Raw genomic sequence first — 23,171 nt, 5'->3', positions numbered from 1 at the left:
TATTTGCCGCCAGCTTCCTTCAGATTCGCAGTCGCCCGCGACACCCTTGCTATTGGCTAACCCTTCCTACTACAAAGTGGGTTCGGGACTTGCACCCTATAGCAGATCGCCATGCCTGGCGCACACACAAAAACGCCTGTAAGCTTTTGCTTACAGGCGTTTTCTAGTGCCCAGAACTGGATTCTTATCTAGTTATGGGTGAATTAGTTGTGAGGTATTTGTGTCAATGAAGTGTCGGAATTTTATCCAAGATTGTAAGATAACAATTTCTTAGGAAATCAGTAAATTTATTGATTAACAGTTCAATATATTACAATGAATCTTTATGATTTCCAAAATTTGTCCCCAAGGGAATTTGAAATATTAGTCCAAGATCTTTTGCAAGAGGAATTTAAATGTGTAATTGAAGGATTTTCTGAGGGGAAAGATTTTGGGATTGACTTGCGCTTTAACGACAGAGATGGACGAAATGTTATAGTACAGTGCAAACGCTATCAAAAATGGTCAAATCTACTTTATGCACTCCAATTTGAAAAAGAGAAAGTAAAAAGACTCAATCCCGATAGATATTATTGTGACAAATCTAGATCTTTCCGTAGGACAGGTCAATCAAATACGAAAAATTTTTGAACCATTTATAATATCCACAAATGATGTAATTACCAGAAATGTGCTAAACGCTCTCATAAGGAAGAATCCTTATGTAGAAAAAAACCATTTCAAACTTTGGTTGTCGAGTGCTAATGTTCTGCAAAATATTATAAATAACGACTTGATCAATTTTAGCAATATTGAAGTAGGGGTAATACAAAACGAATCCCAATATTATGTTTATGATGATACTTTTAATAGAGCCTTGTCTTTTTTGTCAAGGCATAGGTATCTGATTATCTCAGGAGACCCTGGTGTTGGTAAGACAACGTTGGGGCGGATGCTTGCATGGCAATTCGTGAAATCAGGTTATAATTTATATTCAGTAAACTACTCCATCAATGAAATTCTGCGCCTCATTATACCAGGAGAAAAAAATGTTTTTCTTTTCGATGATTTCTTAGGTTCTAATGTTTTGAAATACCCATTTCAAAAAAATGAGGACACACAGTTGCTGAAATTATTAACTTTTTTTCAGTCTAACGAAAATAATCTACTAATTCTTACATGTAGAGATTATATTTTTAACCAGGCCAAAGATATATCTGAATGTATTAATAACCCTGTTTTATTATCTAGTAAAATTGAATTAAAACTGAGTGAGTTAGGACATATGAAGATAACTGAAATTATCTGCAACCATCTGTATTTTAGAAAGTTTCCTAAGCCATTGGTGGAAGGGTTATTATTTAATGATTATTATATGTATATCATTAAACATCAAAATTTTAACCCCAGATTTTTCGAATACTTCTTAAATCAAAATGACATTATGACTTTGGATTCGAAGTCCTTCAACCAGAGATTAATGGATGGCCTAGAGGATCCTAGTTTAGTATGGAGAATTCCATACAGCAAGCAAATTTCAAACATTTCAAGGATCGGCCTTTCATTACTTGCACTGCTGGATACAGAGATCTATCTTAAAGATTATGAAAAACTACTTCTAAGTTTTATTGAATGTAAAGGGAACAGATATCAGCTAGTATTTAATGTATTTGATTATTCAGCGTCTATTAAGGAATTGCAAGACACATTTATTAAAATAAAAGAAGACAATGGTGGGAATCTTATTATAGATTTTCAAAATCCCTCTGTTCAAGACTTTCTAATAAATTTTTTAATGGAGCCAATAAACAGGCAACTTTTGCTAGATATTCTTGAATCAACAAATTCTATTAACCATCTAGTAGATTTAATGAAAGATGATTTAGAGGATGAAAATTATACGGAAATTAAAGTTGTGCCTAAGATTACATTAATTCCTTCAGAAATCTCCATGATTAGAGACCTAATTCTCAAAAAGTACGACAACTTAGTTGATTACGAAATTAACTGCTACTCCTTATCTAGTGAAGAGAGAATTTATGAATACTACAAAACGAATCCATATACTAAACTTACATATGTAATTAAAAAGTTTCTATTAAGAAACCCTCCTTCCAATTATATTCCGTTTATCTCCACCGAACTTGACAGAATTATGGTTAATCATGTTCTGCAAGACTCTGAAATTGGCGACTTTACTTACTTAATTGTGGAGCTACATCAATACGCCATTTTTTCAATTGATGGTTATGCAGTTCTAGATAAAGTTTTAAATTCAATATCGACTATTAACTCCTGGGTATATTTTTCTAGGTTGACAAAATTATTCTCTGAGGATGCTTTGAAGATTTCAAATAGAAGTGATTTAATCAAAGTAAAAGTTGAAGAGTCAATAGCCTTATCATCCAAAATAAAAAGAATGATATTTCGTAGTGATTCGTATTATCTAGAATGGATCATTAATTATTACAACTTGAGTATCTCTCCAAACTTGCAGCATATGGTAAATGAACTTCTTGATTTTCCCATACCTAAAGAGTTGCAGAGTGAAAAGCCTGAGGAAGTTGACAGTGTCAAATCAAATTTGAGTCGAAGATATTCGGAGGATTATTTAATTAAAGAGAGATTTTTGCAATTATTGAACTCTTTAGATTAAGTGATTCCAGAATCACAATGTTGATTTATAATTTATTGTAATATATCAGGTAAGGCGGTTGCTTTCCTCGCAACCAGCAAGTTGTATCACTATTTACACAAGAACTTGAAAGCGCCCTACGGGGTCTGCCGATTTAGTGGAAAAGCCTCTCAGAATTCGAAGTTTTCGGTTATGTATTACAGGATCAGTATTGCAAAATCTTGTCAAGGTCGCGGCTAATAGCGTCCCTCATTTCTCTAACCATCCGTTTTATCATCTCCTTTTCAGAATTTGTGACGCCGGGTGTAAGCACCGATTTATCTTTCAGGTCGTTCAAAGGTTTAGACTTTTTGTAGTAGGTTTAACGGCTCCAATCGCATTCTTCACATACACTATCCCTTAACAAAAGTAGAGGTTGAAGCTAACAATACCTGAAGGTCATTCAATAGGTTTGGTTGCATTTTACTTATTGTTTTTACTGTTACGGAAAGGATATATTAATAACAAATGCCTAACAAATGAATAACAATTACAACCAACAAAAGAATAGACATTGAGCTTACCTTTGCGTTTCTTTTCACCTTATAAGCTTTATAATTTCTATGATTGAAATAACAGAACTCAGCGCAGGTAATTACGTAACACACGCCAATGCTGTCGATTCAATGCCGATTTGCCGCGTACACTCCATTGATTTACAGAGCAATACGGTCATGATCAACCCAATTGGTGGAAGTGATTTTAAGGAATATAAAACAGCAGAGCTGATGCCCTTAGCTTTTGATAATGGTTGGCTTAAAAGATTCGGGTTTACACTTCGTAACGGCTGGTTAGTTAATAATGATGGTTACTATTTGAAACTTCAGCAAGATGGTGACACTAAAAAATTTCAGCTATTCATTAAAAATCCGGAAGAACTGCTACAGGAAGGACCGGGCTTTCAGTATGTGCATCAATTTCAAAACATTCTTAAAAATAGATCCTGGCCTTTAGATTACGAAGTAAATAACGAGCATTCAATGCTACTGACAATTGATGAGTTACAAAATGGTAATCTGGTGGACTATCATGGTTACCCTGCAATAATTGATGGGAAGCACGGTAACCGCGTAACATTGCGTGGTTTAGGCACCTTTAATATAGATCCGGGACCAAATACATTATTAACAAATATCGCTGGTTATAGGGCGACTGGTACAATACTTGACCATCTTGAGTTCAGGAAACAAGAATACATGAATGGGGATATTACATATGTAAAGGATAATGTAAAAGTGGAATTACTTAAAGGAGGGGTAACACAAGAAATATATCTACATACTATCCAGAACGAATATTATGAAACTGTTGGCCAGCGGCTTCAAATGGATCTGCTGTACCAAATTATCTTTAGACCCAGGCAATAAACTATCTCATTAATACGATATAACAAGAAAAAGGTGGGAAACATATCCTGCCTTTTTAGTACCTAGAACAAAACCCGCAAGTGATTAATTGTCAGTTAATTACAAACATGTTGCATCAACGGAATGTCAATGCAAAAGTCGTTCTTATTTGCTTATCTCTGGTTCATTCTCCCATGTCATGCGGAAGTACCAAATATTACGGCAAAATCTTAATAAAAGAATCGCTAATTTAAAAATCAAAACCTATTCTACTATTGAAAAGCTGGACTATTTAGTCGTCGCTTAATTAGGAATGGCCATGAAGTTGCTTTGAACTCATTCTACAATCTTTATTATTTTGTCGCAAAAAGTTTAAATTGGATCTAATTCAATGATTTCCTTACTATGAAAATGAGTTTAGTTGGATTCCTTAACCTAAAAAGTAAACAAAGCTGGGCCTTGATGATATTGGTTGTTGCCGTCTGCTTCGGATTTGGATTTCTACCAATTAGTTTCTTGGCCGTATTAACAATAGACAGAGAGAAAGCCTATGATTTAATCACTCAGAATTTATCTAATTTTGGTAGCTTAATGGGCATTGGACTAGCTATACTGGCCATCATCTTTACAATTATTCAAATCTCCTATAAAAGACTGACTATTATCCAAATAGTAATTGAAAATACCTACTTTATTCCATTATTCTATTATGGGGCAATAAATATAGGACTTTCAAGTTTCTTGCTGCTGCTGCGACACTCCGAAGATATTTTGGCAACCTTCTCCTATGCTCGCATAGCTGTGGTTGAGACGTATCTTTTTTTCGCCTTTGTAATAGGCATGTGCGTGGTATTCTATCGGACTTTACAGTTTATTAATTTTGAAAATATCTTGCGGCTTTACCTGAATCAAAACATGTTCCTTTTGCGTAAGGAGAAAAAATCCAGTCTCTCACCTTCAGAAAGAGAACGGCTAGAAGAGAATTATCTTGAACTTACGGTTGAGGTTGAACATCAGTTGTCAGAAAGGAAAATTAGAACTCTCTATACAATGATGGAACATTTTCGTTCCGCCATTACACTTAATCACAATTCCATTTTTCTAAGTGAATATGCTAACGCTTTTTCCCAATGGTTCACCCTTGGCATCCTGACGAGGGAAAAAAGAATGGTTCGAGCAATGTACGAAGAATGGTATAAACTATACAACACCTGCTTAGATCCAAATGACCGGAATAAATTATGGTTTGCCAACCAGCTACCAATAAATGTGTTCGCTCAATATTTAAGCACAAAAGACCATAACGTAAGACTAATTTTGCAAGATGGCGTATTGATAAGAATCAAGGAATATGCAGTGTTCGGCTTCTTTTCATTAAGCAAGAATGGCGGTAGCCCAATTACTAAGGAAATTATCTTGTATTACGATGTGGCGGAGACATTTCAGGAACTGCTGCATCAATTTGTGAGGGAAAATGAGTTCGATTTGCTCAATCAGACACTGATCGATTTAAAAAGTGGCAAACAATTCTTAGGAGCAGATGATGATTATGATGAGATGGAAGATCCAAATTTAGAGTTAATAGCAAAAGAAAAACAGGAGCTAGATTGGCTCGCACATGCCCATTTGTTGGCAAATTATTTCTATGAAATGCCTTTTTATTCATTCTGTTATTTGTGTTATTCTATTGCAGAAGGTCAAGTACCTTGGTCGGAGAAAAAACCTATTTTTGAATCACTGTTGATACATTTAATTCGGAAACAGCCGTCAAAGATAGTACTGATGGCAATTAAAATGTTTGAGCAATCTGACTCATATCCTAGAATGCCAATCCACGATTGGGTACGTAGTGACCAGTTGGTGCAAGATGGCAAGGCATATTTTATGGAAAATAGCGAAGTAATTTTGGCAATCGGATTATTGGCTCTCTTTTCCAGTTTAATCCTGGAAGATATCAACCTATCGCAAGCCGACATCGAAGCTGCTGAGTCTTTTGTACGCAACATAAAAACCACAATCACCCGTTATGAGAATAATGATCATTTAGTATATTTATTACGTGTTGCTGATACAACCGAAGTAGGTGTGAAACTTGAGTTCGTAAATCAGTTTCTAGATAATATAAAAGCTGGCGCCGATCATTATAGGGAAATAGATCTGATCCAAACACCATTATCTCAAGATCGAATAACGGCATTCAGAGAAATGATATACCAGCAGTGGGAAGAAGGTCGCGACATCAGCCGGCTATTTGAATCTACCGGAGCGACAGTATTGAATCCTGATAAGGAAGATAAGCTATACTACGTAGGTATGCATCGCATAAATTTAAAGGGAGGCAGGAGTTATTTCATCGAAAACCAGCGTCAACATTTTGTAGGCGATTTCAGTTTTGGACACCGAACCAATGACCAAGTAATCGAACTTTTCTGGCGGGCGGTTAAGCAAAATGCGGAAATTCAAAAATCACAATTTCATACAATGATATTGGGGCTGGATTTTATCATCGAGAATTTTCCTTTTATCACTCATGTAGTCTGCCCATGGTTGCTCTATCAACAACATCTCCGTTCATTGACGGAGTCAGGCCATTTTGCTTCCAAGGATGATCAAATTGGCAAGGTTACATCAGGGGTATTTAAGGACAGGCTGGAGTTAATTCCGCTCAGGCGCAGGGCTAATCCTAATGAAATAATAGGGTTAAAATTACCTGGTTCGGTCGTATTACAACAGAGGACAAGTGATGCATGGATGGATGGTAAATTGCAGGTCGACGTAATAGAAATCAATGATACTAATGTCGACCAAACTCTTCTTAAATCCACTCCCCCTGGTGACCCGAATGACCCTAAGCAGGTACAAAAGGCTAAAACGGGTGTAATCCTTGAGATAGACGAAACTATGAATTTCAAAGTACTTGACCCGACTAATGTAGTCATAATAACAATCAATTAATAAAGGTATTAAATAAGCAGTAACAAGAAAGAAATCCCTGTTATTTACATTTCCGGCTGCCTTTATCCGCAGCCAGCAAGTTGTATCATTGTTACACAATGAACTTGAAAGCTGCCTCCGAAGTCGGCAGCTTTGTTTGAAAAAGCCGCTCGGAACTCGCGGCTTGATGTCTGGAATAAATAAAATTCTTAAGCCGGAATTGTACCCGTATTGGCGAATTTTAGTGCTTTTTTAGCAGATGAATCTTATCAAGATCATCATCTAGAGCAGCAATAATTTACTTAACCAATTACCTAGTCAACTGATTTTTTTGGAGTGGCTGATACTGGAATATAAGGCAGATTTACCATTCAAATACCGAAAGTGTTTAGACTTTTGGTAATAGGTTACGAGCCTCCAATCGTCCCCTTTGCAAACCTGGACCCATAATAAAATTTGCATTGAAGCGAACAACGCATGAACAGAAGTTTATAAAAAATGGCCCTGCATAAGGGCCATTTTATGAAATAAAAAAAACTATTCCTTACCGGCAATCCTATCCAGCCGCCCCCCAAACCACCCCTTCATTTCCTTGGCAACCCGTTTTATCATATCTTTTTCAGCATTACTTAATGCAGGATCGACTTGTCCGTCTGCATTTAGTTTGTCCCGCAACCGCATTTTCCTGTAGTAGGTGGGAATGCTCCAACCGCATTCTTTAGCTACGCGATCACGAAACAAAATGGGTGTATCTGTAAATAGACAGTGATACTGATCAAGGCAATTTTTATACTTACTCCTTCTCATATACGATAATTTTTAAGTGATGTTATTCAATATGTACACAAATAATTTTGAGAGAATTATTACGGCATGGGTGTGCCAGCCGCTTTAATAAGCAGATTTTTTTAAAACAGAAAGCAAGTGGAAAGTGGAGAATTGGGGTATAAAAAACAGAAAAGGCGCAGAACCAACTCTCCGCTATAGAGGCCGTAGGAAGCCCGAACACAGATAAGTTGGCCCACGCCTTTTCGGCATGAGCCTTTACACTTATCACCCTGTGTTCTGAAATTTCCTACGTTTCTATAGCAAGGCAAAAAGCGAAATGCTTCAAAATATCTTTATTGAAGGATCGCAAAAATATTAATAATACTCAAATCATATCACCATAAGCAATGCTTTTTAGGTAAATGAATAATTTTTGTTGCATAATACGAATTTAAATAAAATAATGACATATTCGTCATTAATCAAAAATTTATTTATCCCCATCTTGTATAGATGGCAACACAAATAAGAGATAACAAGCTGCTAAAAGGTATCGCTGCTGTCCTGAAGGATTTAAGAGAGGCTAAGGAGGTTAGCCAGGAAGAGGTTTATAACGACACCAATATCCATGTAGGCAGAATTGAAACGGCAAAGGCTAACCCTACTGTTAGCACGATTTCCGCGCTGTGCAAATATTTTGGTTTGACTGTATCTACCTTTTACAAGAAAGTGGAAGAACACCTGTAGTATCTTCATTCTCCCCTCCACAAAAATAATTCACTGTTGCGAGCCTACGTAACGCTGCACCTCTGCTGCGCGCCGGCTTGCCCTCCGGGTGTACTGGAAAAAAATCTCCACCCTCTTCATTACTTCATTGCCGGACTTTTCAACTTTTTGATCCACTACACTACTACGCCCAGCATTAGCCCAGGGTAGTATTTTTTTCCAAACACGTTACTGCGGCCTCCACAGTGAATTGCTGGTCGCTACGGGAAATGAAGGGCGGGGGTGCGCTCACAGTATCAAAAAATAGGGCAACAACTCCGGTGTGGGCAATTGCTCAATTGTGTTTTGCTGGTTTGCTGGCCTATGTCTTTTATATGTTTTCTGCACCTGTTTTGTGGTGCTATGCCCCATCAAATAAGCAATCGTCGGATCATCCACCAGTTTATCTTTCAACAGTATCGCAAAGCTCAGTCGTGCGCAAGACCATGTAATGTATTTGCCTATACCTGTCGCGCTGATCCATCTTTCCAGTACTTTATTAGCCCCATCCGCTGTGGGTAAACGAAACAGCAGGCCCGTTTGTGAATACCTACGTTTCTCCAATATCATACGCGCAATGGGGTGCAAGGTTAATGTAACAGGCAGCCCAGTTTTAGCCTGAATAATGCGCGTGGTTAAACTACCTCCATTGATTTGGTGTATCTGTAGCCGCTTTACATCCACCCAACGCAAGCCGGTATAGCAGCAAAAGATAAAGGCATCTTTCACTTCTTCGTTGGTGCATGGTGTATTAAGCAGTTCCAGATACTCCGGGACTTCCAGGTGTTCTTTTAGTCTGATACTGGGGTTCGATTTAGCCGCTACTTTTTCAGTTGGGTTTATTCGGAAATAGCCATCGGCTGTAGCAGCCGCCAACACCCATTTAAACCGGGTGTAATAATCGGAGGGCGTTTCTCCGGTATATTTATTTAGTAAGAATCTACGAAAAGCCTTACAGGTGTTTTCTGTTATATCACCTGGCGAGATAAAAGAGTTTCCTAGAAATAACCGGAACTGTTTTAGACTGCTTTCCAAATGTCTATTTCCGTCACGCCGATTGTTGTTTACATATTCTTCATAATAATCGAGAAAGTTCTCTTTGAACTTATGCGCAGGTATAAACACCGTGCCGATTGACTGTTGCTCAATAATAGCCTGACTCTTTTTGACTTCCAATAAAGCCAATGCCTGTTTGTTATGGTTCTTCTGTGTCTGGTCTTTCGGCTTCGTATACACGAAAATACCAGTGGCCGGACGTTGCCCCTTAGCGCGGCCAAAGTCGTAATAGTAATACGTTTTATCCCCTTTAGTGTTCTTGCGCTTCAGGAAATTCATACACCAATGATTTTGAAAGTACAACCATTGGCACCAATAGCATGCCGTACCAGCAAAGATTGCAGCCCATTTTCAAAAGCGAACGAAATGGGAAGAAAGTGGAGGAAAGAAATTTTTTGTAACACAAGTGCCGTGTTGACAGACTGCCAATATGTAAGCAGACAGTGATTTTGGAGCGAAAGAACGTGTGTCATGTCGTGTGTCAATTTTGTGTCGTGAAAAGTGGACGATAGTGGAAGAAACCGGACAAAAAACGACATTGACACAAATAAGAAAGGTTGTAAGCCAAATACTTACAACCTTTCTTGTGCCCAGAACTGGATTCGAACCAGCACACCCTTGCGAGCGCTGCGACCTGAACACAGTGCGTCTACCAATTTCGCCATCTGGGCAACTCTGATATTGTGTTTCAGGGTTGCAAAGATACACATTCATTTCAAACCACCAAATCTTTCTTAAAATAAAATATCAGCCACCATGGTCATAGTGGCTGATATTGAGCAGTTAGTGATTAGTGTTCCCAGAAATGAGGCGGCTCGATTCCCAACGCACGCAGGTATACATAGCCCTGCCCGCGATGATGAATTTCGTTGTCAATAAAGTAGAACAGGATGGAACGAACCGGACCCTCGTAGAAGCCCCAGGAATTCTCCACTTCATTGAAACGCTCCACCGTTAATGCCGGCCATTCCTTGTTGATTTTGTCTGTTACGGCATCCCAATATGCCAGCAGCTTTTCTTTGGTGGTAACATCTTTTTGTGAAGCTTCCAGCTCCTCCCAGGTAGACCACTTGCCGTAAGCCAAACCATCCACACCAGTGCCAATGCCTCCTACTTCCAGCGCCAATGCACTGAACGGACGCATGCCACCTATTGAAAACTCAAATAATTCTTTCTCAGGGAACGCCTCTATCACACGACGGGTTAACCCACGATGACCTTGCCAGTACTTTAATAACTCCTCAGGGGTAATGATCGGACGGGTTGCGTTCATAGTTGCTGTAGACATAATCTTAAGGTTTTAATCGGTTTGTAATGATAACAACACAAAATTGCCAGGGGTTTGTGACAACAGTATGTCAGCAGCAAAAAATAAATTCTAAAAAAATTTTCGGAAACCTAATAATTCCAAATAAAAGAGAAAGCAACAATACTAAAAGAAGAGCCACCCTTGGCTACTATGAAAAGATCATGCACGCCTTCCGCATGCCTTAAATTACCTACCAATTTCAACGCATAGGTCGTATCACCCGTGAATGGCACCTCCAATGTCCCTATTAATTTGCCCTTAGGCTTGTCAATCCGGAACTCCAGCTTAGTGCCCTTGTCCTTGGACGTTTTATTTACCTCCACCTGAAATCCTATCTCTCCCAAACTTAAATTTACCTGGGGAAAACCCAAATAACTCCCGTTGTTCATCTTAAACTCCGTTTCATACTTTTTCGCAGAAGACGCCGCCGGGACCGCCTGGCCACAAACAGTCAACGCCTTTAAAGCAAAAAACATAAACAGGATAAATCTCATAAAGACATAGGATATAATCGCTCAGCCACTCCGTTACTAAACTTCTGTTAAGAGTGAAACTAATGAATAAACAGCATAAAATTAAGGAATTATGCATAAATATATCAAAATAATAACATACAATTTAGCTTGTTTAAAAAATAGTACATTTGCCCTAATCAAATGCAGACATGACCACAAAGGAGAAAATACTTGCCGCAGCACTGAAATTATATAACGAACAAGGCACCGACGCGATCACTATCCGCCACGTCGCCAAAGAAATAAACATCAGTCACGGCAACCTCCAATACCACTACAAAAACACAGAGGAAATTATTCTCGCGCTCTTTAACCAACTCGCCAGCGCCATGGATGAAGCGATGGCACAAGCCGAAAACATCACCACCCCCAGCTTCCGCCACTTCCTCCACAACGCCGAAATTTTTTTCGATATCACCTACCACTACCGCTTCATTTTCCTCCATTTCGTCGCCGTCATCCAGAAAGTACCGGAAATCAAAACCCGCTACAACAACATGGACGCCCAACGCGAAATACAATTCAGCCACATGTTCAAAGGATACCGCGACCTCGGCATCTTCCGCAACGACCTGCCCGAGCAGGTCTGGAAAGACCTCATCCCGCAAATCTATATCTACGCCGACTTCTGGCTGGCCCATAATGAAATAAAAACAGGTCTCAAAGGCAAAAAAGCTATCAAGCATTATGTGAACATTATCAGCAGCCTTTTTTACCCCTACCTGACCCCAAAAGGCATTGCCAGCATGCAGCCAGAATGACATGATAATTATCAAGAGGTGTCATGATGATGCTCATTTTTGGTGAACTTTACAACCACTAGCTTTGTTAAACCACCAAAAGCGAAATTCTATGCAAGAACAAGATGTATTACAATTAAGTCAACTTCGCGGAGAACCAGCAGTCACCGTCCTTGTTTCTACCCACCGTACCCATCCGGACAATAAGCGCGATAGTATCAACCTCAAAAACCTGGTCAGCACGGCTGAAAAACAACTGCTGGACCTGTACGACAAACGCACCGTGTGGCCCATCCTGGACAAGATCAAAGAATTAGAAACAGGCATTAACCACCAGTACAACCTGGATAGCCTCGTTATATATGCTTCTGAAAATTTTGGAAGAATTTATAACCTCCCGGTCCCTACCACCGATAGAATTATTATTGGTAAACGATTTGAAATCAGACCACTGCTGAAAGCATTACAGCAGGAAACACACTATTACGCCATCACAGTAAGTCGCCATAAAATCAGACTCCTGGAAGCTGACAACGATACGCTGATCCGTGAAGTGCACAATGAGGATTTTCCTTTCGAAAATACTACCTACTTCACCACGGATCCAATGAAACTACAACAGGACTCCGTTACCGATGACCTGATCAAGGAATTCTTTAACGTGGCCGACAAACGTTTCAAAAAATACTATACCGAAAATCCATTACCGGTAATCCTCCTGGGAGACGTAAAAATGCTCTCCTTCTACCAGGAACAAATGGATGTCAAAGGCATTGTAACCGGCACCATCCATGGGGGTTACGACGATACCGTGGACCATGAAATCCCACGTATCGTAAGCCCTGTACTCAAAGAATTACAGGCAAAAAAACAGGAAGACGCCAGGGAAGCCATTAATGTAGCGCAGTCCCAGCAACGCCTGCTCACCGACCTCTCCGATATTTATCGTGCAGCCGTAGACGGTAGTGCGGATACATTGTATGTTGAAAGCAATTTCTTCCGTCCCGGCACCATCCATGACGGAAGCATCACCCTGCATCCGGATGAACAGGACAACAAAGACCTCTCCTATGACGTACTGCTGCCTATCGTGGAAACTGTACTTCAAAAGAGCGGAAAAGCTATCTTTGTAGACGAAGGCCTGCTAAATGATTATCAGGGAATAGCCCTGATTACAAGGTATTAGAACTGCAAATCGTTTCATCTGTTGTGACCCCGCAGCGCCTGCATTTAACATTGCAGGCGCTGACTATTTCTGAAATCCATGCTTATTTTATGAAAATACTCGTCCCTACAGATTTTTCCGAAACCTCTGTAAATGCTGCGAAATATGCCATCCAGCTTACCTCTCAGCATGTAAAGGCAGAAATAATCCTCTACCATTCCTATAGCATTCTGCACCTTTCAGGTGTACCCATGCCCATATTGCCGGAAGACAGACCCGCCTTCCGCAAACGTATTTTTGAAGAGTTAACTAAAATCAGAGATCAGTTCGCCCACCTCACACCTGCTACCACCACGGTTAGCTGTGAAGCTGATGAACTCCCCCTCACAGAAGGGATGCAGGAAATCATCGACGTCCGGAGCATTAACCTGGTCATTATGGGCATTACCGGTAAAAGCGGTATTCAAAAAGCACTCATCGGCAGCAACACCCTCGCCGCCACCGAGAAAATAAATATTCCCATCATCATCGTACCGGAAACGGCCACCTACAGCCCGTTGAAAAATGTGGTGTTTGCATATAACCGCCGTCAGCCCCTGCTAAGCCGGCAAAGCAACGCTATTGAAGATTTCACTGCCAAAGTAAACGCCCATCTCGATGTACTGTATATCGGAGAAGAGCAACATCTTAACGCTGCAAAACAAGATATCCAGAAGCTGCTGCACATCAGCGACATCGCCTACCACACCATAAAACACCACGACACCGCCAAAGACATTCTTGCATTCGCTGACACCAACAATGCAGATCTGCTCCTGGCACTACCCGGCAAATATGGCTTTCTGCAAGATCTCTTCCATAAAAGCATCACCAAACAACTGGCCTATAAAACCAAGGTACCACTGATGGTTATCAGTTAAGGCTGCCTTTGTAATGGCGGCGTTGCCGGTGGCCCCTGTGGCTGCGGCTGCGGTGCCGGCTGAGGTCCTATTGGAACCGGTGCTATGTCAGGTGCCGGTAACGCCTCTTCCGGATCTCTGGCCACTTCGGCTCCACCGGTAGTAGAATAATTACAACCTGCCATCGGTGCCCCTCCCAATGAAAGCCTGTCGCACTCGGCCATCACATCAGAAGAACTACGACGTACGCGCGTAGGCGGACCAAATAGGTTTCTACGCTCCGCCAACGCCTGTCGTGTATCACACTCAGATCCCGTTATTGGTACCGTTACCGAATCATGCGGCGTAGCCGGACCTCTCGCAGGCAACGGTGGACGTAATTTCACCGTCGCCATCCGGAACATCTGGAAGATGCGATCCCATGGTCTGTTTCCACGCCCATTATTCGCTACATACAAATCTACCGCAGCAATGACACGGTTTGCCAATGGAGACTCCTCTGCCAGGCCAAATAACGCCAATCGCTGCGAACGATCTGTTATCTCCCGGAATAAAGCCAGAAACTCCCTCGTAAGATCACTGCTGGTATACTCCGCACCTGTCAGTTGACGCGTTACCTGCGCGGCAGACTCAAAACCATGTGAGCGGATCAGGTCCACCAGGTGGCCCCCCACCTCCGGCGCCGGCGCCGAACCCAGTAACTCACCCCTGCCCACATCCACCGGCAAACTGGTACCTGCCGGCACCTGCGCACGAATCATGTTCCGCCACGCTACACCCCGATCCAGTGCCAGCGACTGATTCACACTACGCTCACCACCCTCCGGAGATGCATACCCCCGAATGCCGATAATGGTAGAACCTGCGCCTACCTGTCGCACCACCTCCGCCAGATTCGCCTGATTGGCAGATAGCAGATCGGCTTCTGTAGTAGGTTCATTCGTAGAATTATACTCGAAATAATGTTGTATTTCCTGGTCCGGCAAAGCCACCGGATCCGGTGCGGGTGTATCATCCTCCTGCTCCAGGTTTTCACAGGTATAGATCCTGCGCGGAGGCGGACAAATACAAGCTCTCCGTTCACAACGTGGCCGCTCCGGAGGCGTTTCCCTACGATACCCAAAGTTGAACATATAGGCCTGGTCCTGATCGCCTATTCGCGTTGTACTAAATGAAAGTGACCACGGACCAATACCAAGCCCACCCCGGAGCCCCCACTCATGAGGATTTGCCAAACCAGGGATATTAGGCCAGTTCATATAATTACCACCTAACAGCAATCGCACGTCCTGCCCACGGATAGCACCTAATCCCAGGTTTAACCCAAGATCTACCCCACCGCCACCATGACCAGATGGTACAGAACCAGGACCAGTTCCACTACCATTATTGCCCATTATACCAGATAATGTAATCCGGGAGACAGTATTGCCAATGCCAAAAGTAAAATCAGTACCAAGCGTAAGCCTGCCTTCTGGCTCGCCACGCCCATTCAACCATTCATTTGCTTCACTTTCCAGCTGCGCATACATATCTGCCCGGAAATCATTGCGACAATAAGAAAAGGCGATGACAAAATTATTGAGGTCCGGATTCATGAACCAGCCAGTCCTTTGGGAATCACTGGTCCTGCGACATTCGCATTGTGCCAGTTGTCGTGTAACCCTTGGCGTTACACTCACATTACCCCTCCGCTCCACCGGTAAATCCACCGTGCGTGAAGTTCCGATATCCTGCGGCGTATAGTACTGCGCCACACGACGGATAACGCCATCGGATATTGGTTTTCTTTCTATACTCTTTCCGCCGCCCTGCTGCAGGGTATGGGTCAACTCATGCGCCAGCAGGTGCTTGCCGGAAGAAGTATCCGGACTATATTTTCCCGCATTAAAATAAATATCATTACCGATGGTAAATGCCTGTGCATTCAACTCACTGGACAGGTCCGCCGCATAACCGCCATCATGAATACGAACACCTGAGAAGTCGGTTCCAAAGCGGCTCTCCATAAAATCCCGGGTATCAGACGACATCGCACTACCACCGCCGCGTGTGGCAGATATACTGTCACTTACGGTACTACTCACCTGGCTGCCACCGGTTCCATTGCTGCTCCTTCTTATGGTAGCAGCGAGTGCTTTAGGCTGTATCTTTTCCTCTTTTTCTCCAGCATCACAGGCAGCACAACGGCGAATCACAGCGTCCTTGTCCGCTTTGAGCTGCACCTCTCCTTCCTCCTCCTCCGCCTTTCGTTGCACCTGCTCTTCTTTTTCAGCACCGTCACAGGCGGCACATCTGCGAATAACCAATCCACTTGCTGGTTTGCGCTGCACCTCCCCTGCCTCTTCCTGCTCACATGCTGCACATTTACGCTGTACCGCCAACGGACTGGCATGAATCGCCGCTGGCGATGCCGGCATACGCATCACCTTATCCGCCATAGCATCCGCTTCAGCTTCCTGCGGGTCATCGGTGGCCCCTAAACTCAGTTTGAACTGCACCGGCAGCCAGTTTGTTTTGGGGCCCTCCGCCTGCATTTCAGCCGCGTTGGTATAATCAGCTGCAACAGCCTGCGCTGCGGATACCACCTGGGTATCTTCCACAGCCGTAGTATGTTCGGCCATAAAAAAAGTTTATAAGGTTTTACCTTCCTTTCTGAATTCTTTACGAATACCAGCTACCAGGTCCTCAGCCGTGATTTCATGCCCATTCCGGTTTAAGGCCATCAGCGAGGCATATTGCACCACATTGATGATAGCCCCACCAGACAACTCATACTGCTGGGCAATCTTCTCCATGGCACTGGCTGTTGGTGGCAGCGACACCTTACTAAAAGCACCGTTCCATAAGCGCAACCTTTCCTTAGGCTGCGGTTTCGGGAAATGAATGATGGACTGTAAACGCCTCACGAAAGCCTCATCCACATTATTACGCATGTTGGAGGCCAGGATCACGAGACCAGGATAATCCTCCAGTCGCTGCAACAGAAAAGATATTTCCTGGTTTGCATAACGATCATGGGAATCCGAAACAGAAGTACGTTTGCCAAATAAGGAATCTGCTTCATCAAAAAAGAGTATCCAGTTTTTGTTTTCGGCGCGGGCAAACACCTTTTCCAGGTTCTTTTCCGTTTCACCGATGTACTTGGACACGACCATCGATAAGTCCACACGGTACACATCCAGGTCATACAACTTACCAAGCAGCGCAGCTGTCAGCGTTTTACCGGTACCGGGAGGTCCATGAAACAAGGCCTTATACCCTGGTTTAATGGTCTTATTCATTCCCCAATCGCGGTACAGCGTTTGTCCGTGCTGCAGCCAGATCCTGAGTTCGTCCAGTTGCCGTGCGGTAAACTCGTCCACGACCAAATCTTCCCAGTTCATATTGGTGGTGAGCCTTCTGGCTGGAAACTCAGTACTGAACTGGGGTTTACGCAGATTACCCACGGTAAAAAAATCAACGTATTCGTTGGACAGCGTAAGGGTACTACTATTAAAAGGTTCTCCACTGCCTCCTTCGATGCTGATGATGTTATGTGCAGAAAAGAAATGTTCTGTTTCAAAAAAACCGCTTAGCATGAAACGCAGCGCGAGGTCTGTACCGGCAATGATAAACAGGGCGGTTTCTATGGTAGGAATAAAGCCACTATGGCGGCTTCCCTTCACTCCGCCGAATTCTGTAAATCCACGTCCCAGTGATTTGTTTACTGTAAAGAATACATCCAGCAACTGTGGCTCTACATGCGGTATAATGGTGAGGACCAACAGCAGTCGTTCCTCGCGGGTCAACTTATAGTAATTGACAAAGGTGGCGTACACCGATTGATCATTGCTCAGATCCGGCGCAGCGATACTCCCTGCATCCGGCAGCTGTTGCCCATTGCCACTTTCCGTATCCTGCTGACCAAAATGTTCTCCCAGACGGGCATTTACCACCTGCATGAACCAGTCTATTTCCCTGGTCAGACATGCTGCATTTTCTGTAATGCGTACTATTTCGTTCTGTTCGTTCATGATCGTTGTAATCTTTTACCATTCCACCAATATCAGGTACTTATTCCAGGGGAATGTAAGGGTATTATATCCCCATGGTATGCCGTCCAGCAGCACATCCAGCGTTTTACGTTCTACCTGCAACTGCCAGCCCTTATCCTTCCAGGCCAGCAACCCTTCGCGCAGGAGGTAACTACCCCGGAGTCCTGCAATGGTGGTATTTTTTAACATAGGCCAATGTCCGATTACTGCCAGCAGCAGGTCGTCTGCCTCTTTCTTTTCTGCCTCTTCCAAGGATAGATCGGCCGGAACCGGCGCTGCCAGGGGTAACCCGCAGATAACCTTTTCCAGCGACAGCGCATATTCAGGAGCCGCCGTTTCACCTGTTGCCAGATAGTGCAGCAGGTAAATTGCTTTGAAACGGGCAGCATTACTTACCCACTCTTTTTTTTCTGTATCCCAATAATTCAGCACTGTAAAAAATCTGGTCAAAAAGGGAGATAGTAGTGCCAGTCCAGCTGTGGATACGAGTACTTTTTCTGCTTCCGCGTCTGCCGTAGCCCCGGTGGGTAATTGTTCCAGCATTTCATCATAAGGCAGATCCGAGGCTCCGTTGCCGGCAGCGGCTATTTCATCTCCCTGAAATATAATACCAGACAACGTTACACCCGTTACATGCTGTATATGAGTTAGTAGTTGTTGCTGCGCAGGTTTGGGCAAATCCTCCTTTGCTGTAATGATCAGTTGTTGCAGAATTTGCACTATCAGTTTTACTTGCGTTTCTTTTCTTAACTGCGGGAAATGTAATAACACCACCTGAAGCAAACGTGCCTCCTGCATTTGCAGCCATTCGCGGGTGACAGTAATGAGGTTTTCAGGGAGATGCAGGATTACACGGTGCAACATTTCTTTCGTATCAGCCAGCAACTGACTCATCAACGGTACGGATGCTATCACCTCTTCCTGTAATGTCACAGGCATTTGCCATCCTAGTCGCCACCATACCTGCGCAGGCACCCCGCCAGCGTTGAGCCACTGGCTGAAGCCGGCCGAATGTTCCCGCAATACCTGTTGCAGTAACTCCGCGGCACTATTGACTTCCCCGGCTGCAAACCAAGGCAAACGGCCATGGATAAGGAAGTATTGCAATATAGCCAATGGAGAAGTATCATAATAAAAGCCCGGAGGCTTGTGATCACCAAAGGCAATCACGGTAGCACGTTGCCGCAATGCCTCTTCCAGCTTATATTCCAGCACTTTTTCAAAATCCTCCTGAAATCCGAAGGGCGTCATGGCTCCCAGATCTAACTCCAGCTTATCAATGCGGAGGTACACGTCATCCCCGGCAAACCTGGAGCAAACCCTATCTAACACCGCTGTCACCTGTTCCTGTAAGGTGGCCGAGAAATTATGACGCAGGTTCAGCGCCAGCATTTCATCGTTGCAGGCCAACTCAAATTCCAGTTTATTGATCAGGTGTCGGGGCATATGAAGTGTAATTAATCGTTGCTGCAATCATCCTCGCAGGAGCCGCATGGAACAATATGATTCAAAACATCTACCAGTGGGTCCATTTTTTCATAACCAGGCATTTCTGTCTGTGCTATTTCCAGGAGCCACCCCTGGTAAACCTTTTCGAACTCCTGCATCTGGCTGATACCCACCCATTCTATACGCGGCACAATGTGCGCCGGAAACTCTGTCTGAATGGTCTTCTCCACAAAATTCCGATAGGTTTCGCTACGGAAACGTTTAGGCCAGCAAGGTAAAATAACCGTTGTTCTGAACGAATATGGATCTTCGTTATTATCGCAGGGATTGGCTTTACAATACCAGTCCATCAGGTAACCGAAATAGATGATCAGTCCTTTGATTTCATCTTCAATATCATCCTCGATCTGAGTACCCTGTTGTTCCTGCAACTGTGTTTTCTTGTTATAAAGAAATGCGCTGCGTGCCAATACCCGCTTTTTATTACCGTAAATGGTAAAACGATATTTAATTCCGGTAGAAGCATCTTTTCCGTTGTCTTCAATGACGTAGTTGATACGTTCAGCACCAAAGGCCTGCAGGTCCTGCACGCGCTGTGCCATCAATGGGTAGGAGCGGAACTTGAGCATTTTTGGCAGCTTACCATCTGCAAAGGTATCCTGGAACAAGACTGACAGCGGCTCCATCACGTTGGTAGTTTTATTCAGCCGGTTGCGAAAATATTCCAGTATCCATGGCATCTTGTCGTAGCATTTATCGGCGGGCACCCGTGATACTTTTTTCCAATAATCCGGATCTTCTGTATTTTCTCCCAGCCCTATGCCCAGGTCGCAAGGGTCCAGGCAGATGTCCAGGAGATTGGCATCATCCTGACGGGGAGGATCGCTTTCATCCATAAGGATATCCAGACGTGGCCGCAGCAGAATATGTTCCACCACATGCATGCCTTCATTATTATTTATTTCCGCAATGAGGGTAAGTATACGTTGAAAGGCCTTCTCCCGCTCCTCTTTAGTATCAAAACGCTCACTGGTAGCGAGGAGTACAGCATTATTAAAATCAGGGCCATCATATAATTCGAACCAGAAGGAACCTAGTTGCCCTGCGATTTTGCGACTCCGCTGTTTCAGTTCATCGTGAAACTGGTAATGCAACCTTATATCTGCATTAGCAATAATATCTCCTAATAACAAATCCGTACAGCAACCATCAATTACTTTCACGCTGGTTAATAATACTTTATTATTATTCTCCTTATCAATCAGTTTAATAATATTCAGGTGCTGGTTCCGTTTATTCACTTCCCAGGTCTGCTGTTTGGTTTTTTCATCCACTATCATGGAAGCCTCCACCACCAGCGATTCCGGAGTAAGCGACCTGCGTGAAATCTTATTGAAGCCCAGCAACCGGCCTACTCTCCTTTCTGCGCCGCTCACATTGCGGGTATCCCAGATTTCCTGTTTCGTATAGTTGTAACCTTTACCTCTGTTGCTGCTGATTTTGATATACTCCTTGTTTTTCAGTACACGACTTTTGTCGTGCATCATTCGTTCTGCCAGGTTTTCCGGCGCTATCCATCCATTGATGGTTTCATATTCACTCATATCCTCTGCAAACCTTGCCAGCAGATGATTCAGGAAAATATTCCTCCGTTCCAGGAAGGTGTCATTTGACTCTGTAATCTGCTGCAGTATGGTGGCGAAATCCTGCACAATGGCATCCGGCTGATCAGCAGGCAGATTTTTTGGATTCATCAGCAGCTCTGACAGCTTCTCCAGCTCATTTACCACGCCGTTGAAATAGGTATGCGGAATGGCATCATCAAATGAGTAGAGGTCGCGCAGGTGGTTAAGCTGCACCAGGTGTTCTTTCAGCAACTGCTCAAAAAATACCAGGTAACCTCTCAACTGCAGTGCCTGCACCTGCCGTTGCTGATCCGCCTCAGATGGCAGCCCTGCACGATCACTCACGCCATAATACATAGGCAGTGAGTAGGTAATCGGATAATAATCTTCCAGGTTCATATGCTCCCCTACCGGCACTTTGAAATCCACCTGCTGGCCCTGTAATTTATAGGCCCGCTCCAGCTTTTTGCGGTCTTCGAACAGTTTATTCATACGAGCCGGGTTACGATCGCTGTCTTTTCCCAGGTTATAGGTAAACATTTCGCGTTGCTTGCAGCAAACGACAACCGACAGGGCTGTTTTTACTCTCGCGATTTTACGCTCTGCTCCCAGCAGCGTTACCCATTCATTGAAATATTCGCGGGCGTCGCCACCATCGGACTCGTCGGCCGGAATATGCAGGTAATTGATCGCTTTAATGCCTTTGATATCGGCCACTTCATTCACGATATCGGATAAACGAATATCGCGGTACAAGGAGGTTTTCTCCAGGTCATTATTGTCGATGAAGCCATGTTCCAAAGCAGGGCCTTCGAAGATTTCATCGATCAGGTAACCTTTCGCCTGCATCTGTTCGATGGTTTGAAAAGGCACCGAAGGAGTAAAATATTTATAGATGGTAAAAAATAGTTCCGCAACAACCTGGTCCGGGTCCGCCGCTTCCTCGAGTTCTATAGCGGCATGCACGCCTACATCTTCATATTCCACGGCATCCACCGACAGGAAGTCTTCACAGAGATTCCTGTTTTTAAGCAGCCTGTCAATAACCTGCTGCCGCACTTCTTCCCGCTGATCTTCCGCCAGCACATCTTCTTCATAGGCGATCATGACCTTGTAGAGCCCTTCCAGTTCAACAATCTTGGGCGGCACCAGCGTTTTTCCGACATACAGGAACTCCAGCGCTGTTTTAATCAGACTCATTATGCCCTTATCTTTTTCTATCTGCCTGGTTGCCTTATCGATTTCCGCTTCCAGTGTAGCTCTTGTATATGGGTCGATATCAGGATTCTGCAGCAACACCGTATTTTTATTGATCAATTCTTCCTGCACCTGCATATCCTTCATGAGAACGGCATAGCGCTCATTCATCGCGTCCATGGCCTTCTGCCTGTTTTCTTTAATCTGATCATTACTTTGCTGGATAGTGCCAAGCCTGCCATAGCAGAGTTTTGCACCCGGACCATCGTCACTACATCCGCAGTTGTGTTCTTTCAGCGACACCATGTTGTAATCCACCCATACCGGCACTTCATATTCTTTCGCTGGTTCAATCCAGGCATTGCGTACTCCTTTCACATCAATGATAAACTTGCGGTAGTCATTGATGGTAAGTGGTGCATTATGCAATATTTCTCTTGCTGTGTAGAAAATATTCTTCCAGGTATCATCGCTGAGCTGTTCCGGCGCCAGGAGGTCGGCCATTTCAAAGCCGTTACGATATGCCAGGTCTGTAATGGCATAGCATACCGCCTCCAGGATAGTGATACCGGGATCAGAGAAATTGTAGTCTGTCCAGATATCACTGGACAGTTCTTCGATATGTTTGACACCTTGCCTGCGAAGGTTTACAAAATCTTCAGCGGGTAGGAGCGGATTTGCTTTTATTAATGAAACTGGAGCATCCATGGGGT

16 protein-coding genes and 1 tRNA gene are annotated in these 23,171 nt (G+C 43.4%); 8 read left to right on the top strand and 9 right to left on the bottom strand.

The annotated features are described in order from the left end of the window. Positions 1-315 precede the first annotated feature (315 nt). The 4 genes from KW844_RS29395 to KW844_RS12060 all read left to right on the top strand — a co-directional run bounded on the left by KW844_RS29395 (position 316) and on the right by KW844_RS12060 (position 6,954). A complete protein-coding gene (locus KW844_RS29395) occupies positions 316-630 on the top strand; it encodes a restriction endonuclease (protein WP_218376982.1) in 315 nt (104 codons plus the stop codon). After that, the gene (locus KW844_RS12070; RefSeq protein ID WP_218376993.1) at positions 575-2,635 is read left to right on the top strand and encodes an ATP-binding protein; all 2,061 of its coding nucleotides are present in this window, start codon (positions 575-577) and stop codon (positions 2,633-2,635) included. The genes KW844_RS29395 and KW844_RS12070 overlap by 56 nt, the downstream gene beginning before the upstream one ends. A 581-nt stretch (positions 2,636-3,216) precedes the next feature. Next, complete coding sequence (locus KW844_RS12065) at positions 3,217-4,020, top strand: hypothetical protein (RefSeq protein ID WP_218376981.1); 804 nt, start codon at positions 3,217-3,219, stop codon at positions 4,018-4,020. A 384-nt stretch (positions 4,021-4,404) separates the two neighbouring features. Beyond that, positions 4,405-6,954 carry a hypothetical protein gene (locus KW844_RS12060; RefSeq protein ID WP_218376980.1) on the top strand — a complete coding sequence of 850 codons (2,550 nt, stop codon included), beginning with the start codon at positions 4,405-4,407 and terminating at the stop codon, positions 6,952-6,954. A 516-nt stretch (positions 6,955-7,470) separates the two neighbouring features. On the opposite strand, the gene KW844_RS12055 is transcribed toward KW844_RS12060, so the two are convergent. After that, positions 7,471-7,740, bottom strand: a complete 270-nt coding sequence (locus tag KW844_RS12055; RefSeq protein WP_218376979.1) for a hypothetical protein — start codon at positions 7,738-7,740, stop codon at positions 7,471-7,473. Positions 7,741-8,214: 474 nt separating this feature from the next. On the opposite strand from KW844_RS12055, the gene KW844_RS12050 reads away from it, so the two are divergent. Beyond that, positions 8,215-8,448 carry a helix-turn-helix domain-containing protein gene (locus KW844_RS12050; protein ID WP_218376978.1) on the top strand — a complete coding sequence of 78 codons (234 nt, stop codon included), beginning with the start codon at positions 8,215-8,217 and terminating at the stop codon, positions 8,446-8,448. Positions 8,449-8,715: 267 nt separating this feature from the next. Here the strand turns inward: KW844_RS12050 and KW844_RS12045 are convergent, their stop codons facing one another. The 4 genes from KW844_RS12045 to KW844_RS12030 all read right to left on the bottom strand — a co-directional run bounded on the left by KW844_RS12045 (position 8,716) and on the right by KW844_RS12030 (position 11,325). After that, positions 8,716-9,801, bottom strand: a complete 1,086-nt coding sequence (locus KW844_RS12045; RefSeq protein WP_218376977.1) for a site-specific integrase — start codon at positions 9,799-9,801, stop codon at positions 8,716-8,718. 308 nt (positions 9,802-10,109) lie between these two features. Beyond that, positions 10,110-10,193, bottom strand: a tRNA-Leu gene (locus KW844_RS12040). Positions 10,194-10,312: 119 nt separating this feature from the next. After that, a complete protein-coding gene (locus KW844_RS12035) occupies positions 10,313-10,810 on the bottom strand; it encodes a DinB family protein (protein ID WP_218376976.1) in 498 nt (165 codons plus the stop codon). 110 nt (positions 10,811-10,920) lie between these two features. Beyond that, positions 10,921-11,325, bottom strand: a complete 405-nt coding sequence (locus KW844_RS12030; RefSeq protein WP_218376975.1) for a carbohydrate-binding protein — start codon at positions 11,323-11,325, stop codon at positions 10,921-10,923. Positions 11,326-11,495: 170 nt separating this feature from the next. Between KW844_RS12030 and KW844_RS12025 the strand changes: the two genes are divergently transcribed. The 3 genes from KW844_RS12025 to KW844_RS12015 all read left to right on the top strand — a co-directional run bounded on the left by KW844_RS12025 (position 11,496) and on the right by KW844_RS12015 (position 14,171). After that, positions 11,496-12,107 (top strand): TetR/AcrR family transcriptional regulator, encoded by a 612-nt coding sequence (locus KW844_RS12025; RefSeq protein ID WP_218376974.1) that lies wholly within the window; start codon positions 11,496-11,498, stop codon positions 12,105-12,107. A gap of 91 nt (positions 12,108-12,198) precedes the next feature. Beyond that, positions 12,199-13,272: a hypothetical protein gene (locus tag KW844_RS12020; RefSeq protein ID WP_218376973.1), complete on the top strand. Its 1,074-nt coding sequence runs from the start codon at positions 12,199-12,201 to the stop codon at positions 13,270-13,272. A gap of 89 nt (positions 13,273-13,361) precedes the next feature. Next, entirely contained in the window at positions 13,362-14,171 is an 810-nt protein-coding gene (locus KW844_RS12015; RefSeq protein WP_218376972.1) for a universal stress protein, read from the top strand. On the opposite strand, the gene KW844_RS12010 is transcribed toward KW844_RS12015, so the two are convergent. From KW844_RS12010 to KW844_RS11995, 4 genes are read right to left on the bottom strand one after another with little or no spacing between them, the layout of a single operon-like run. Continuing rightward, positions 14,168-16,774, bottom strand: a complete 2,607-nt coding sequence (locus tag KW844_RS12010) for a DUF4157 domain-containing protein (protein WP_218376971.1) — start codon at positions 16,772-16,774, stop codon at positions 14,168-14,170. The genes KW844_RS12015 and KW844_RS12010 overlap by 4 nt on opposite strands. A gap of 9 nt (positions 16,775-16,783) precedes the next feature. Beyond that, positions 16,784-18,166 (bottom strand): ATP-binding protein, encoded by a 1,383-nt coding sequence (locus KW844_RS12005; protein ID WP_218376970.1) that lies wholly within the window; start codon positions 18,164-18,166, stop codon positions 16,784-16,786. A 15-nt stretch (positions 18,167-18,181) separates the two neighbouring features. Further along, the gene (locus KW844_RS12000; protein ID WP_218376969.1) at positions 18,182-19,633 is read right to left on the bottom strand and encodes a contractile injection system tape measure protein; all 1,452 of its coding nucleotides are present in this window, start codon (positions 19,631-19,633) and stop codon (positions 18,182-18,184) included. A gap of 11 nt (positions 19,634-19,644) precedes the next feature. Beyond that, the gene (locus KW844_RS11995; RefSeq protein ID WP_218376968.1) at positions 19,645-23,166 is read right to left on the bottom strand and encodes a hypothetical protein; all 3,522 of its coding nucleotides are present in this window, start codon (positions 23,164-23,166) and stop codon (positions 19,645-19,647) included. Positions 23,167-23,171 lie beyond the last annotated feature (5 nt).

It is taken from the genome of Chitinophaga sp. sic0106, from assembly GCF_019219075.1.
Taxonomy (GTDB): Bacteria; Bacteroidota; Bacteroidia; order Chitinophagales; family Chitinophagaceae; genus Chitinophaga.
This window is presented reverse-complemented; position numbering and strand designations above follow the sequence as displayed.

Coding starts and splice junctions, on each gene's coding strand:
- KW844_RS12005 (WP_218376970.1), bottom strand. CDS start 18,166: ATGAACGAACAGAACGAAATAGTACGCATTACAGAAAATGCAGCATGT.
- KW844_RS12055 (WP_218376979.1), bottom strand. CDS start 7,740: ATGAGAAGGAGTAAGTATAAAAATTGCCTTGATCAGTATCACTGTCTA.
- KW844_RS12035 (WP_218376976.1), bottom strand. CDS start 10,810: ATGTCTACAGCAACTATGAACGCAACCCGTCCGATCATTACCCCTGAG.
- KW844_RS12030 (WP_218376975.1), bottom strand. CDS start 11,325: ATGAGATTTATCCTGTTTATGTTTTTTGCTTTAAAGGCGTTGACTGTT.
- KW844_RS12015 (WP_218376972.1), top strand. CDS start 13,362: ATGAAAATACTCGTCCCTACAGATTTTTCCGAAACCTCTGTAAATGCT.
- KW844_RS12020 (WP_218376973.1), top strand. CDS start 12,199: ATGCAAGAACAAGATGTATTACAATTAAGTCAACTTCGCGGAGAACCA.
- KW844_RS12010 (WP_218376971.1), bottom strand. CDS start 16,774: ATGGCCGAACATACTACGGCTGTGGAAGATACCCAGGTGGTATCCGCA.
- KW844_RS12060 (WP_218376980.1), top strand. CDS start 4,405: ATGAAAATGAGTTTAGTTGGATTCCTTAACCTAAAAAGTAAACAAAGC.
- KW844_RS12025 (WP_218376974.1), top strand. CDS start 11,496: ATGACCACAAAGGAGAAAATACTTGCCGCAGCACTGAAATTATATAAC.
- KW844_RS29395 (WP_218376982.1), top strand. CDS start 316: ATGAATCTTTATGATTTCCAAAATTTGTCCCCAAGGGAATTTGAAATA.
- KW844_RS12050 (WP_218376978.1), top strand. CDS start 8,215: ATGGCAACACAAATAAGAGATAACAAGCTGCTAAAAGGTATCGCTGCT.
- KW844_RS12000 (WP_218376969.1), bottom strand. CDS start 19,633: ATGCCCCGACACCTGATCAATAAACTGGAATTTGAGTTGGCCTGCAAC.
- KW844_RS12045 (WP_218376977.1), bottom strand. CDS start 9,801: ATGAATTTCCTGAAGCGCAAGAACACTAAAGGGGATAAAACGTATTAC.
- KW844_RS11995 (WP_218376968.1), bottom strand. CDS start 23,166: ATGGATGCTCCAGTTTCATTAATAAAAGCAAATCCGCTCCTACCCGCT.
- KW844_RS12065 (WP_218376981.1), top strand. CDS start 3,217: ATGATTGAAATAACAGAACTCAGCGCAGGTAATTACGTAACACACGCC.